The following is a 12,910-nucleotide window of genomic DNA, read 5'->3' on the forward strand; positions in this document are numbered from 1 at the left end:
CGGGGGATGAATAGGTGATCGTGGGGTTCCGGGCAGCCGGTCGGCGTGGTGTCCCTTTTCCGGCCTGTATCCTGACGGTGCCGTTCAGTATCTGAGGGAGACCGCGGGATGAGTGCTGGATCAGCGGGCGGCCGCCCGCGCGACCCCGACGTCGACCGCCGGATCGCGCAAGCGGCCCTGGACGTCTTCGGCGACACCGGCTGGGCCGGGTTCGCGATGGAGACCGTCGCCCGGCGGGCCGGCATCAGCAAACCCACCCTGTACCTGCGGTGGAGCAGCAAAGAGGCACTACTCACCGAGGCCCTGGCCACCAACCTGGCCACCGTCCGCCCGATCGACACCGGCACCCTCCACGGCGATCTGATCGCGCTGGCCACCCAGATGATCAAGCTGTACACCGGCCCTTCGAGTCGCGCCGCCCTGCGGTTGAGCCTGGAGGGACCGTCGATCCCGGGTGTCGCCGACCACGACGAGCAGTTGCGCCGCTCCCAGGCCGGGGCGGCCCGCGACATCGTGCGCCGCGGCATCGCCCGGGGCGAGCTCCCGGCCGGCACCTCGGCCAGACTGCTGCTGGAAACCCTGCTGGGCGGGGCGATGACCCACGCGCTGAGCACCACCCCGGAGAAGCGGGCAGCCCTGCACACAGCGGCCGCCCAACACGCCAGGCGGCTGGTGGACTTCCTGCTCGACGCGGTCGCCACCCCGGCCGTCGTGGCCACCGCCGACCTGCGCCCGGTTGCCGCTCCCCTGTTCATGCCACCCGCCTGAAGCCGCCCGGAGCGACGCCGCTGCTCATGCCACCCGCCAGAACCAGCAGGCGCGGCGCCGCTGCCCATACCGCCCGCCTGAAGCCGCCCGGAGCGACGCCGCTGCCCATGCCACCCGCCAGAACCAGCCGGCACGACGCCGCTGCTCATACCGCCCACCTGAAGCCGCCCGGAGCGACGCCGCTGCCCATGCCACCCGCCAGAGCCAGCCGACGCAACGCTGCAACACATGCCACCCGGCTGAAACCAGCCCGCACGACGCTGCAACACATGCCACCCGCCAGAACCAGCAGGCGCGGCGCCGCTGCTCATGCCACCCGCCAGAAACGGTCGGGACCGACCTGCGGCCGGTGACGGTGCCCCGCTGTTCATGTCGGCCGCCTCGAGCCGGCCGGGTGGCGTGTCATGCGCGGGTGCGGGTGAGCAGCCAGCCGGCCATGGCCCGGACGCCGTGGCCGATGGCGCTCTCGTCCGGCTGGAAGGTGGCGAGGTGGGGATAGCTGTTCTCGATGCCGGTGTTCGGGGCTCGCACGCCGAGGAACGTGTAGGTGCCGGGGATCCGGTCCAGGAACAGGGCGAAGTCCTCCCCACTGAACGGGATCGCGGCGTGCAGCGGCGTCACCCGCTCAGTGCCGAGCGTGCGCCGTAGATGCCGCTCCAGAGCCTGACCCTCACGCTGTGGCACGTGCATCGCCGGGAACGGGTCGGCCGGAAAGTCCACGGTCGCCGGGCCCACCACCCGGGCACGGCGGCGGATCTCGGCCCGCACCTGCGGGTAGCGGTGCTCCGGCCAGCACCGGGACGACACCCGCACCGTCGCGCCGACGGCCTGGGCCTGCACGAAGACGAACCGGGCCAGCGGTCCGCCCGGGGTCTGCAGATCGGCCAGCAACTGCTCCAGGTCGGCGGGCCTGGTGGGGCGCTTCACCGTACTCATGTCGTTGATGCTCTCGGCCAACCGCCGAGCGCGCGCCGGGGCATCGGCGCCGGTGAGCGTGATCTGGCCCTTGTCCTGGCCGGGCAGGCCGGTGCCGGCGATCGTCGCGAACCGGCCGACCGGGAGCGGACCGCAATGCAGCGCGTGGATCTCGCCCGGCCGGTTGGCAGTGAGGACACCGTCGGCGATCATCGCGGCAGCGCCGGCCAGGCTCTCCTCGGCCGGCTGGAACAGGAACACCACCCGGCCGGACAGCCGCTCCCGCAGCCGGCTCAGCACCTCGGCGATCCCCACGCCGATCGTGGTGTGGATGTCATGACCACACAGGTGGGACGGGCCGGTGGCGCCGCCGGCCCCGTCGTCCGGGCCGACCGCGTCCATGTCCGCCCGGTACGCCACCGTCCGCCCTGGACGGACCCCGGTCAGGACGCCGACGACGCCGTGCCCGCCGACGCCCGTGGTGACATCGAGCCCTGCCGCCCGCAAGCGCGCCGCCACCACCGCGGCGGTCCGTTGCTCCTGACCGGACAGCTCGGGATGGGCGTGCAGGTCACGGCGCAACGCGACCAACGAGCCGTCGAGCCGGGCGGCCTCGCGCTCCACGGCCAGGGCGCCCTGGTCACTCGCCGAGGCCGCCTCGGTCGACGTGAGCCACGCCCCCGCGGCCGCCGCAACCGCCCCACCGAGAACGGCCCGCCTGCTGATCGTTTGACCCTCTGAGCCTCGCACTGGTCCTCCCCCGCCTTGTTCGACGAGGTCAAGCCTTCCGCGAACCGGCTCAGCGCACGATGGGACAGGCACCCGGCTGATAGTGGTGGTAGCACCACCCCGTGGCAGGCGGTTTTCCGTAGGGCGCTGGGACGGCCGGTCAGGTCGGCCAACAACCAGATGATGGCCGGCCACATCTCGGTGCCCGGTAGGCCGGGGCGGTGGACAGACCCGCGGTGGTGATCTGGCCGCGTTTTTCAGCGGCCTCGGTGACGCCGCGCAATGGCTGGGCCGTCGCAAACCCTTTCCCGACGACCGCACCACGCTGAGCGACGTCTGGATCTTCACCGACTTCTGGCAGAAGGTGGGAATCACCTATCCGGACACGGATCTCCCCCAGCGATCAGTGCGATTCAACGAGCCCGGCCACGAGGCGCTGCCGACCGGGGGTCCGGCGCTGTGAGTGCCGCCGCGCTCCAGACGGCCAGCGCGTGGCGGATCAGGTCGGCGTTGCCGGCGATGGGCTCGCCGGCTGGCCCGGTGAGGGTGTCCTCCAGGCCGATGCGTGTGGGCAGCCCGCATCGGGCCGCGTGAGCGACGAGCGGCCAGCATGTCTCGTCCTCTCCATGCAGGAGGCGTGGTGCGGTGAGCTCCAAGTCGTCGAGGCGGGCCAGAATCGCGTCGGCAGTCTCGGTCGTGCCGTCGATGATCTCCACCAGGATGCGGATCACCTCCACCTGGCTGGCGGCCAGCACGTGCGCGTCGGCGGTCGACCACACGCCTGCCTCCACCGCGACCCCGGCTCGCCGCAGCGCATCGGCCAGGTCGATGAAACCTGGCTCGCTGACGTTGACCGAGGCGAAGTCGGGTCGTGCCGCCGCGGGCAGGTCAGCCCAGCGGCCCGCCGTCGCGAGCCGCCGGTCGGCGTCTCCATCGGTGATCCATAGTCCGGTGGTCACCCCGACCGGCACTGCTGGGCATGCCCGGCGCACCGCGGTCACCGCAGCCGCCACGTCATCGGAGTGCATCGACTGGGCGCCGTCGCGGTCGCGGGGGTGCAAGTGCAACGCCTCCGCGCCGGCGGTCACCGCGGCCGCCGCTTCTGCGGCCAGTTCCTCAGGCGTGACCGGTACGGCCGGGTGTTCGTCAGAGCGCCGGGCGCCGTTGAGGCACGCCTTGATCCGTTCGATCCGAGGTTGCACAGGACCCCTTCCGCCGGTGGTGGCCCACCCTAGCCAGAGGCACCGACAAAACCGCGGGGATGTGGACCGTTTTCGCCCTCGATCTGCTGCCAGCCGTCGGACGGGCTGCCGGATCGGAGTACGCGCGCGCCCTGCCCTCGCAGCGTCACCAGGGCTGTGTGGCCGCCCGGGATCTCGGGGACGTCTCTGCCGTACCAGACGATCCGGGTCAGTTCCAGGTCGATCAGGTCCGCTGTGCCGTCGACCCGGAGGAATCTGGCGCCGCGGAAGACCAGGCCGCGGAGGTTGCGTACGGTCATGGTCGCTTCATGCCATTGCGAGTTGCGAACCTCGTTGATTTGCAGCTCTACCAGACTCCGGGCGTCACTCACCTGACGATGGTTGCCGATGTCGTCCACAGGATCAAACTGGCACCGCATACTGGCGTGGTGGAGATCCACGAGTTCTGGCGGATCGTGGAACAGGCCCGCGACGACTCCGGTGTGACGACCGGCTTGTTCGACGAGGCTGCGGTCGCCGAAGCGCTGGTCGTACGGCTGGCGGTGTTGCCGCCCGACGAGATCCTCGACTGGGCATCTCCCTGTTCATAGACCCTTCGCAGTCAGGGTCTGCGAGCTGCGGTCATGGCTCGCCGACGACCCGCTCCGCACCCATGCTCCCACCGGGGTGATCATCCGGTGGCGGTCTTCAGCGTCGACCAGCGCACACAATGGCCGATCGTGTGCGCTGGTCGTTGCCCCAGCAAGGGCAGACGCTCACGATCGGCTGATCGTGAGCGTTCATCCACGCGGCAACGACGACCAGAGCACGCAATACGCCAACGTGTGCCCCCGCCATCGCTGCACGCAGCGAGACCCACCCGTGCCGTGCCGCTGGGCGATCAACCTACGACTTGTCAGCACGCTGCTGCTGGAAAAGAGCAGGCCCTGTCTCTGGCACCAGGGTACGAAACGCCGTGGTCGCTGCTCCGGGCGACGGGACCTCGGGGCCGGACGGTTCCGGCCCCGAGGTACGGCTCAGGGGAAGACGCATCCGGCCGAGGTGCTGAACACCCAGTCCGTGGGGCCAGGCCACCAGGCGCCACCATTGTTGCCGTTGTAGTTCTTGCAGTAATTGGAACCGTTGGGGAAGCGGACCGCGATCGCCAACGCCTTGCCGCCGTTGCGAGTGTAGTTATGAGCGCTGATCGGGCCGCGCCCGCTGCCGCCGAGACTGGTCCAGCTCTGGCGGTAACCCGCCTGCTCGGGACCGAGGTTGGGCGTGCTCTGCCAGGTGTGGTAAATCGTGTTGCTGCGGTCGGTGCCCACCAGGAACGCGTGCCAGCGGTTGTCGTACCGGTGTAGCAGGAGCGCGTAGCCGTCACCGCAGAGGAACGTGCCTCTGGGCAGGACCGGGTTGGCGTCCGTGGTTTGGCAGATGCCGACCGCGTGGGCCGGTGTGGCCGCGAGCACGGGCAGGATGCCGGCGAGGAGCAGCACGGCCAGCAGCCGGGCCGCCAGTCTTCTTGATCGTTCCCCCGTGATGCGTGCGGCCGTGGCCGTACGCCATAACTGATTCAAGATTCCCCCTTGGTCGGTGCGCTGTCATCGGCGACGGTAAGGCCCCGCGCGGGACTCGTGCGATGCTGCGGGCGTGCCAATGAGCAGTGACAACAGTCCGATCGAGGACTCATCGGGCGAGGTAGCCGGACCCGCGTCGTGACCGCCGGCCCGTGGATCAGGTCACTCTGTTCCCGTGGGTTCGCTGCGGAACGACAGGCCGGCCGCGTCCATCGCCGCTCGCAGGCGGTCGAGGGCGTAGGGCCCGACTCCGTGAAGTGCTCGCACCTCGGCCTCGGTGCGGGAGGCGACCTGCTCCAGACGGTCCAGGCCGTGCGCGGTGAGCGCACGGGTCGCGGCCGCGCCGAGGTGCGGCAGCGGGATGCCCGGCTCCGGCTCCGGCCGCCCCAGGGACGACCGGGAATGTCCCTCGTGGTCCAGGACGGCGGCGCCACGCACCGAGAGCCGGTAGCCGATGTCGAGCGACTCGGTCAGCCCGCGCTCCTTCAACTTGCGCACGTTCTGTTTGAACACCGCAGTGTCCTGTCCCATCCGCGGTGCCAGGTCGGGTGCCCGGGTCGCCGGCAGCTCGTCGATCAGCAGCAGGGTTCGCCGGGTCCAGGGCCCGGCGGGAGCAGCCCGGTCGAGCCGGTCGAGCCACGCGACGATCGCGTCGATCTCCGCAGCGTCGGGTACCGCCTCACGCAATGCGTGCCGCGGGTCGGCGCCCGCGTACCGCAGCCCGATCCGAAACACCGGCCGGTCGGCGTGCACCCGGTCCAGTCCTTGCCGAAGCGCGGCAAGGGACACCGCGCCGGCCCGGCGGGCCTCCGCGGCGGTCAGCGAACTCACCGGCACGCGGTCGACGGACGTCACTTCGACAAGCCCGATTGCGGTACGCATCCGCGTGCCGACCTTGAGACGAGGCCGTTCCCACCGGCGGAAGGCCACGTCGACATCTCCGGCCCGGATCGCCGCCAGTTCTGCGGGACGTAACAGCATGCCCCCAGTTCAGCACACGCCACGATCCACAACCGGCCGGCGCCGCAGTTCCCACTTTCAGAGGGCACCGGTCAGGGTGTGGACGGCGCCTTTGCGGCCGAAGGCCTGGTACCAGCGGGCGGCGTCACCCACGCCGGCGGTGCCGCCCAGTTCGGCGGCGGCCAGGCTGTCCGGTCTCCAGCCGGTGGCCAGCAGGTTCGTCCACTGGCGGCCGTTGAGGATCAGCACTCGCAGGGCGGGGAACATGGCGATCGTCTCGATGTCCGTCACGGCTGCGCCGGACAGGTCCAGGCGGACCAGGTTCGGCAGGGTGGCCAGGTCGGCTATCGACGCCGGGCCGGTGTTTCCGGACAGGGTGAGATCCGTGATGGCCGGTGGCAGCGGGGCGAGCACCCAGCGGGCCGCCTCCACGTCCAGGTGTTCGATCGGCAGATGGATGGGGAGGCTCAGGTCGGCCAGTGAGGGCTTTCCCCGTACCGTCAAGGATCGAAGGTTGGTGAAGGGTTTGAAGTCGGCGCCGTGGAGCGGGGCCTCGGTGTCCAGGATCGCGCCCTGCGTCGTCGGCGGCAGGCCGGCGATGGTGTCGGCGCGGATCTGGGGGTCGGGCGGCGACGGGTGTTCCTCGTCGAGGGTCGCGATCGCGCGGCGGAGCAGGTCGGTCATCGAGGCGGCGACGTATTCGACGGGTGCCCACACGTCTCGCCCGTACGTGAGGATCTGACCGATTCGGCCCAGTGGCCCCGGGTCGAGGTCGACGGCTGCGAGGTTCATGCCGTAGTCGCGGGCGAAGGTGATCCAGCCGCTGCTCGACGACACTCGCCGGACGTGTCCGGCCGGTGCGCAGTCGAAGATCACCGCGTCGTCGAACGGGCCGTCGTGGTAGCCGGGATGGTTCTGCTGATTCCATTCGAGAAGAATGTTCAGGGGGACGAGGACGAACGGGTCGAGTAGCCCCGACTCGGTGCTGTCGTCGTGAATCAGCCGGTAGAGGGCTCGCAGATCCTCGGGCAGCCGTGCGCCGAGGTGTTGTTCGGCGGCGAGGATCTCCTGTTCCGAGTAGCCGGGCGCATACCCCTGGGGGTGGTGCCGGGTGATGAATTCGGTGACCAGTCGTTCGACTTCGGCCAGCGTCCCGGGATCGGTGGGGCCGGTTTCGGTGGTGCCGGGTGTGCGGGCCGGCGGCAGTTCGTGGCCGGGCAGGCGGTAATGCTCGTCGAGGATGATCCGGGCCGGCAGGGACGGTATGTCTCGTGACCAGTGAATGGTGTATGTCCGGTTCGGATCACCGATCATCTCGATGACCAGGCCCCGGCCGGCGACCCCGGGCAGTGCCGACATGGCGTTGTCGAGATCCGGGGTGATCCAGTGGCCGAGCCGTGACGGCTCACCCGCCGTGGTGTAGGTCTGGCTCTGCGTGCCGTACGGGTACACGGTGATCAGCTGGTAGCCGGGCTCCTTCAGGCCGGCCACGAAGGCCTCACCCAGCCGGTGCAGGGCGTCGTCGATCTCGGTCACGCCGGCATTGTGCCAGCCGGCCGACCAGGGTCAATCGCGGTGTTGCATCGGGCGCACGTCGGCCGGCGCGCCCGGCATCCCGCCGGGTGTCGAGCGGTAGTCCGGTACCCCCACGCACGTGAAGATCATCGCGTCCAGCGGCGCCCCGAGCAGGGCCGGGATCTCGCTGTCGAGGAACGTCATTCCGGTCGCGCTGGCGCCCATCGCGTACGCCAGCAGGTGCAGCCGCCCCTCGACCAGCCCGGCCGCCAGCTGCGCGGCCCGGTACTCACGGTCGTCCAGGTTTGCCACCTCGGCCGCGGTGATCACCACGAAGGCCGCGTCCCGGCTCAGCCCCTGCTCCAGGGTCACCCGGAACAGCTCCTCGCGCTGGTCACCCGCATGAACCGCAGTCTCGAGATCAGGCCACCGGTACACACCCGGCGGCACGCCGCCGACGTCGTGCACCGCCACGTACTGCGGAAGATCGATCCCCCGCACCGCCACCCGCAGACCGGTGAGCAGCACATTCTCCGACACCCCGCGGGTCGGGTCCATCCGCCGTTGTGAGCCGCGGGTGAGCACCACCGTCTCCACCGGCGCGGACTCCGCCTCCGGCACTTCGACCGGGTCACCCTCGCCCCACGCCGCGCCCAGCGCGGTCCGGTCGCCGGCCCGCTGCGCGGCCGTCACCAGCGGAAACTCCAGCGGATCGGCATCGACCTCACCGACGGCCGCCGCGCCGGTCACCGTCAGCGCGGGCTGCTGCGGGCCGAGAGCGACAACAGCGACAGGCCATTCGTGTACGCCGTCCGCGCCGACCAACTCGGTCACCACCTGGTCGGGGAACGTGGTGTGCAGCCGCGCCGGAATCCCCGCCGACGAGGCCAGCGCGAGTGTCTGGGCCAGCATCGTGCCGGCGTCCCAGTAGACGTGCCGGTAGCCGCGTTCGCGGTAGCGCCAGCCGGTCCGCCACGGGACACCGGTGACCACGATCGCCGCGCCGCCGCCGGCCGGGGCGGGCGCGACCTGCACGAGGGCGTGACCGGCCGGGTCGTACCAGTGCACGCCGGGCGGCAGACCCGCCTGGCCCTCCGGGAGGAGCACGTAGAGCTCGAGCGGGAAACGACCGCCGGCTGAGCCGGCCGCACGGAACAGGTGGGTGATCCCGTTGCTGCGTTTGGAGGTACGCACGACGCCCGCCGACAGGTGCAGCAGCCGGGCCAGATGTGGCAGGTCGAGGCCCCGGCCGGCGATCTTCGCGGTCCCGGCCAGCACGTCGACGGCCGGCGCTTCGGTGGACGGCAGGTCACGGGGCAGTTCGACGCGCGGCAGTCCTCCGGCGTAGCGCTTGTGGAACAGCGGGAACCTGTCGAAGTCGTTGGGCTTCAGATCGAGGACCAGGCGCGGGTCGTCGATGACGTCGTCCCACTCCCGTCCCGGCTCGTAGGAGGTCAGCCTGTGCAGGATCTGGGTCATGGTCTCCACTGAGCCAACTGTAGATGTGGGCGACGTCAAGCGCAGTGACGATTGCCCGGAAGAATTGGGGAGGTTCGGTGAAGGCCGTTTCGATTTCGATTCCCATGATTACCATCGGCGCATGTCAACGAGACGGGGATCAGCGATACGAGTTCTGGTGCTCATATTCGTCTTCATGGTGACCGCAGGGATGATAGCGCTCCGATCACGGCCGGAGGAATCCGTCCCCTACGGGAATGCCGCAAAGTCCTTCCCGGTTCTCGAAACGCTGGCCAAGGAACATGTGACCTTCCTCAGGGTCCAGGACTGGTGCCACGCATATGCGGACGATCAGGAACGACGGGCATCCGACGTCACCACCACCTGCACGCTCGAGGGTGACTACAAACTGTTCGACAGCACGTCCGAGCAGCGTTTCGCCGACTTGCGGGACAAGTTGACGGGTCTTCCGTACAGCGTGCATTGGATTGATATCGAATATGACGCGGCCGGTGTCATACGCACGGCGGAACTGTCAATGGACACCGTCAACCCGTTCCGGCGCGACACACTCATATACGAGCCCGGTTATGTGCTGCCCGAAGGCATCCGGGGAGAAGTGGTGAACAGCCGAATCGACGCGAACTGGTATCACCGATGGGAGGACTGGAATTAGCCGGTGGGCGCGGAACTACCCGGAAGAGGTCGGCCGTTCGGATGGCGCTGCAAGGTCTCGGGAGGTGGCAAGCTACCTGGCGCCGCCTCAAAGAGGGACCGAAATCGTGCGGACCGGGCACTGCGCAGGCGCCTGTGACTCCGACGAACAGCCCGGCCGAATCGCTTCCGGCGTCGCAATCCGCGGTTCCGGATCCGAGTTCGTCGGAATCATCCAGCGCCCCGCCCGAGGATGGGGCCACCGAGTCGGAGCCGACGCCGACGGGACCGACCGGTCCACGATCGATGTTCGTCGCCGACTTCGAGGACTCCGACGTCAGTGTCCGCTGACGGTCAAGGTCGGAAGCCCCGAGTCGATCAAGATTGACGTGACAGGTGTGCTGAAGCTCAAGCTGATCTGTTCCCCCGGCGCGGGACACGAGGGCTTCATCCGGCTGGCCCTGGGCGACGCTCTGGTCTCCACGACGGTGTGAATGGCCATGGTCGCGGGCAGCCGAACCGGTGGCGGGCACCGCGCGACATGGAACAGCGCCCGGCTCAGCGGACCAGTTCGCGGCCGCCCGCCAGGGACAGGGTCTGGCCGTTGACGTGGCCGTTTGCTGCCGAGGCGAGGTAGGTGATGGCGGTGGCGATGTCGTCGGGGGTGCAGATGCGGCCGGTCGGGGTCTTCGCGGATTCGTCGGCGACCGCTTTCGGGCCCAGGAATGGCGCGTTCAGGGCTTTGTCGGTGAGGGTGAAACCGGGCCGGACGACGTTGGTCAGAATCCCGTGGCGGGCCTCCCGGACGGCCAGCACGCGGGCAGCGGTTTCGAGTGCGCCTTTCGCGGTGGCGTAGGCGATCGGCCCGGCCATGGGCTGTTCGACGATGTCGGTCGACACGACGACGATGCGGCCCCAGCCGGCGGAGCGCATGCCCGGCAGGGCCGCGTCGATCAGGGCCGCCGGGCCGACGGTGTTGACGGCCAGCGCGGTGGTGAGGCCGGTGATCTCGTCGTCGTCGAAGGACGGCCACTGCACGGCGTTGGCGACGAGGACCGAGATCGGCCCGAGGTGCTCGGTGATCTCGTCGATGACGTGGCGGGCGGCAGCCGGGTCGCTGTGGTCGAGGTGGACGGCGTACGCCCGGCCGCCTTTGCCGGTAATGGCGTCGACGGTGTCGGCGGCGCTGTCGTGGTTGGTTCGCCAGGAGACGGCGACGGTGGCGCCTTCGGCGGCGAGGTGCATGGCTGCGGCTTTGCCGATGGCACCGGAGGCTCCGGTGACCAGGGCGATTCTTCCGAGCAGTCCGGTTTCCATCGTCAACTCCATAGTCGGCTATAGGTTAGCCGACTATGTATTATCGGATGGTGGATCGTCAACCCGTAGACTGCCGGGGTGGAACTGGCGGATGTCCTGACGACCAACAAAAGCCTGGTCAAAGTGGCCAAGCTGTACCGCAGCGCACAGGCCGACACGCTGAGCCGGCTCGGTCTGCACCCGGGTCAGGACGTCCTGCTGTGGATGCTCGGCGAGGAGCCCGACGGCGTGACCGTGTCGGAGATCGCCGCCCGCATGGGCGTGGAACAGCCCACGGTGACCCGCAGCCTGAGCCGCCTCGATCAGGGCGGCTGGTTCGTCAGGCAGCCGGTGCCGGGCGACCGGCGCGCCACCCGCATTCAGCTGACCGACAAGGGCCGGTCGGTCATACCGGAGATCGAGCAGGCCTGGCGTACGCTCGCCGAGACCGCGACCGCAGGAATGACCGGCGACCAGCAGGCCGTGCTGTTAGAGCTGCTGGAGAAGGTCCGCGCAAACCTCCTCACCCTCACCGAGGAAACCGAGTGAACGGATTGCGGCGGCCGACAATGGCGTAGCGGCGGCGGCGGGCATGCGGAGACGCCGATAACGTGACGTCAGTGATTCTGCTGCTGAAGCTGGTCCTTGCACCGCTGTTGGTCGCCGGTTCGTCGCTGGCCGGGCGGCGGTGGGGTGACCGGGTCGCCGGCATCCTGGCGGTCGTAGGCATACGGACCAGGGGCTTCTCCTTCGGTCACACGCGGTTGGCGAGAGCGTAGAAGCGTGACGGTCCGTCGTCGTAGCCGACCAGGTTCCAGCCGGTGTCGGTGGCCGTCGCTCGCAGGATCGGTTCGGCGAGGACTTCGTCGGCGCGCAGGGCGCGCCCGTGACGGGCCGCCAGGGCGGCGCGCCCGGACGGGTGGAACAGGATGAGTCTGCCGCCGGGCCGCGTGATGCGGGCGAGTTCCCGCAGGCCGGTGGCGGCGTGCGGCAGGTGGTTGATCAGGCCGGCGGCGAAGATCGCGTCGACGCTGCGGGCCGGCAGGGGCAGGTGGCGGGCGTCGGCACGTAGCAGCAGGGCCTGGCAGTCGACCGCGCGGGCGGCGGCCTCGGCAAGCATCTGCGGGGTGTGGTCGATGCCGATGACGGTGCCGTCCGGTCCGACTGCGGCCCGCAGGGCGGGCAGAGCGCGGCCGGTTCCGCAGCCGATGTCGACGGCGACACCGCCCGGTCTGACCTCGGATTCGGCGATGGCGGCGGCGTAGGCGGGCAGGTCGGCGCCGAACTTGGTGTCCCAGGTCCGCGCGCGGGACGCGAAGAACGCACGGGACTCGGTGCGGTACCAGTGGTCGCCGGGCGCGAGCACCTCGTCCAGATGCCGGATCACCGGCCAGGCCGGGTCGTGCAGGTCGACGACGGCATGCGCGTCGTCGCCGCGAAAATCGCCGTGGCCGTGGGGTGGGGTTCGCACCCAGACGCTCAGATCCCAGGACATCCCCGGCAGCCGGTCACGCCAGCGCGGGCCGTCGGCGACGACGACCGCGCCGGCGGTGAGGCTGTCCCAGCCGTCCTCGTCGCAGGTGCAGATGTCGCCGGTGAGCCGCACGGCAGGCCGGCCGAGGTCGCGCAGCCGTTCGACCAGGCGATCGGCGAGCAGGCCGGCCCGCTGGTCGAACCCGTCGACCAGGATCAGCCGACCACGGTACGGCAGGGCGGCCACCAGGTGGTCGAGGACGGTGAGCCACCGGTCGTGCTGGTCGCAGCTCAGGTGATCGGGTGCGGGGGCCAGGGTTCGTTCAGCGACCATGTCTGCATCATGCACATGCCCATCCAGAACCGCCATACCACTCGCGA

The 12,910-nt window shown here is 69.9% G+C and carries 13 protein-coding genes; 4 read left to right on the forward strand and 9 right to left on the reverse strand.

Annotated features, from left to right (window positions below; all coding sequences use genetic code 11):
• Positions 1–108: 108 nt before the first annotated feature.
• Entirely contained in the window at positions 109–768 is a 660-nt protein-coding gene (locus tag AB0E94_RS29325; protein WP_360332429.1) for a TetR/AcrR family transcriptional regulator, read from the forward strand.
• A 402-nt stretch (positions 769–1,170) separates the two neighbouring features.
• Here the strand turns inward: AB0E94_RS29325 and AB0E94_RS29330 are convergent, their stop codons facing one another.
• The 3 genes from AB0E94_RS29330 to AB0E94_RS29340 form a co-directional block, all read right to left on the reverse strand.
• Positions 1,171–2,433 (reverse strand): amidohydrolase, encoded by a 1,263-nt coding sequence (locus AB0E94_RS29330; protein WP_360332432.1) that lies wholly within the window; start codon positions 2,431–2,433, stop codon positions 1,171–1,173.
• Positions 2,434–2,825: 392 nt separating this feature from the next.
• A complete protein-coding gene (locus AB0E94_RS29335) occupies positions 2,826–3,614 on the reverse strand; it encodes a 3-keto-5-aminohexanoate cleavage protein (RefSeq protein WP_360332435.1) in 789 nt (262 codons plus the stop codon).
• Between the two features lie 29 nt (positions 3,615–3,643).
• Positions 3,644–3,913, reverse strand: a complete 270-nt coding sequence (locus AB0E94_RS29340) for a hypothetical protein (RefSeq protein ID WP_360332438.1) — start codon at positions 3,911–3,913, stop codon at positions 3,644–3,646.
• 9 nt (positions 3,914–3,922) lie between these two features.
• On the opposite strand from AB0E94_RS29340, the gene AB0E94_RS29345 reads away from it, so the two are divergent.
• Entirely contained in the window at positions 3,923–4,204 is a 282-nt protein-coding gene (locus AB0E94_RS29345; protein WP_360332441.1) for a hypothetical protein, read from the forward strand.
• 426 nt (positions 4,205–4,630) lie between these two features.
• Here AB0E94_RS29345 and AB0E94_RS29350 read toward each other — a convergent pair whose 3' ends face one another.
• The 4 genes from AB0E94_RS29350 to AB0E94_RS29365 all read right to left on the reverse strand — a co-directional run bounded on the left by AB0E94_RS29350 (position 4,631) and on the right by AB0E94_RS29365 (position 9,127).
• Positions 4,631–5,173, reverse strand: coding sequence for a hypothetical protein (locus tag AB0E94_RS29350; RefSeq protein WP_360332444.1), 543 nt, complete (start codon positions 5,171–5,173; stop codon positions 4,631–4,633).
• Positions 5,174–5,335: 162 nt separating this feature from the next.
• On the reverse strand, positions 5,336–6,154 hold the full coding sequence (locus AB0E94_RS29355; protein ID WP_360332446.1) for a hypothetical protein: 819 nt from the start codon (positions 6,152–6,154) through the stop codon (positions 5,336–5,338).
• Positions 6,155–6,211: 57 nt separating this feature from the next.
• The gene (locus AB0E94_RS29360) at positions 6,212–7,669 is read right to left on the reverse strand and encodes an SMI1/KNR4 family protein (RefSeq protein WP_360332449.1); all 1,458 of its coding nucleotides are present in this window, start codon (positions 7,667–7,669) and stop codon (positions 6,212–6,214) included.
• 30 nt (positions 7,670–7,699) lie between these two features.
• Positions 7,700–9,127, reverse strand: coding sequence for a hypothetical protein (locus AB0E94_RS29365; protein WP_360332587.1), 1,428 nt, complete (start codon positions 9,125–9,127; stop codon positions 7,700–7,702).
• Here AB0E94_RS29365 and AB0E94_RS29370 point away from each other — a divergent pair.
• Positions 9,126–9,782 carry a hypothetical protein gene (locus AB0E94_RS29370; RefSeq protein WP_360332452.1) on the forward strand — a complete coding sequence of 219 codons (657 nt, stop codon included), beginning with the start codon at positions 9,126–9,128 and terminating at the stop codon, positions 9,780–9,782. The two genes, AB0E94_RS29365 and AB0E94_RS29370, sit on opposite strands and share 2 nt — an antisense overlap.
• Positions 9,783–10,318: 536 nt before the next feature.
• On the opposite strand, the gene AB0E94_RS29375 is transcribed toward AB0E94_RS29370, so the two are convergent.
• Positions 10,319–11,077, reverse strand: coding sequence for an SDR family oxidoreductase (locus tag AB0E94_RS29375; RefSeq protein ID WP_360332455.1), 759 nt, complete (start codon positions 11,075–11,077; stop codon positions 10,319–10,321).
• 78 nt (positions 11,078–11,155) lie between these two features.
• Here AB0E94_RS29375 and AB0E94_RS29380 point away from each other — a divergent pair, with 78 nt between their 5' ends.
• Entirely contained in the window at positions 11,156–11,605 is a 450-nt protein-coding gene (locus tag AB0E94_RS29380; protein WP_360332458.1) for a MarR family transcriptional regulator, read from the forward strand.
• Between the two features lie 205 nt (positions 11,606–11,810).
• Here AB0E94_RS29380 and AB0E94_RS29385 read toward each other — a convergent pair whose 3' ends face one another.
• The gene (locus AB0E94_RS29385; protein WP_360332461.1) at positions 11,811–12,863 is read right to left on the reverse strand and encodes a methyltransferase domain-containing protein; all 1,053 of its coding nucleotides are present in this window, start codon (positions 12,861–12,863) and stop codon (positions 11,811–11,813) included.
• Positions 12,864–12,910: the final 47 nt, after the last annotated feature.

Source organism: Actinoplanes sp. NPDC026670 (genome assembly GCF_040638175.1).
Classification (GTDB): Bacteria; Actinomycetota; Actinomycetes; order Mycobacteriales; family Micromonosporaceae; genus Actinoplanes.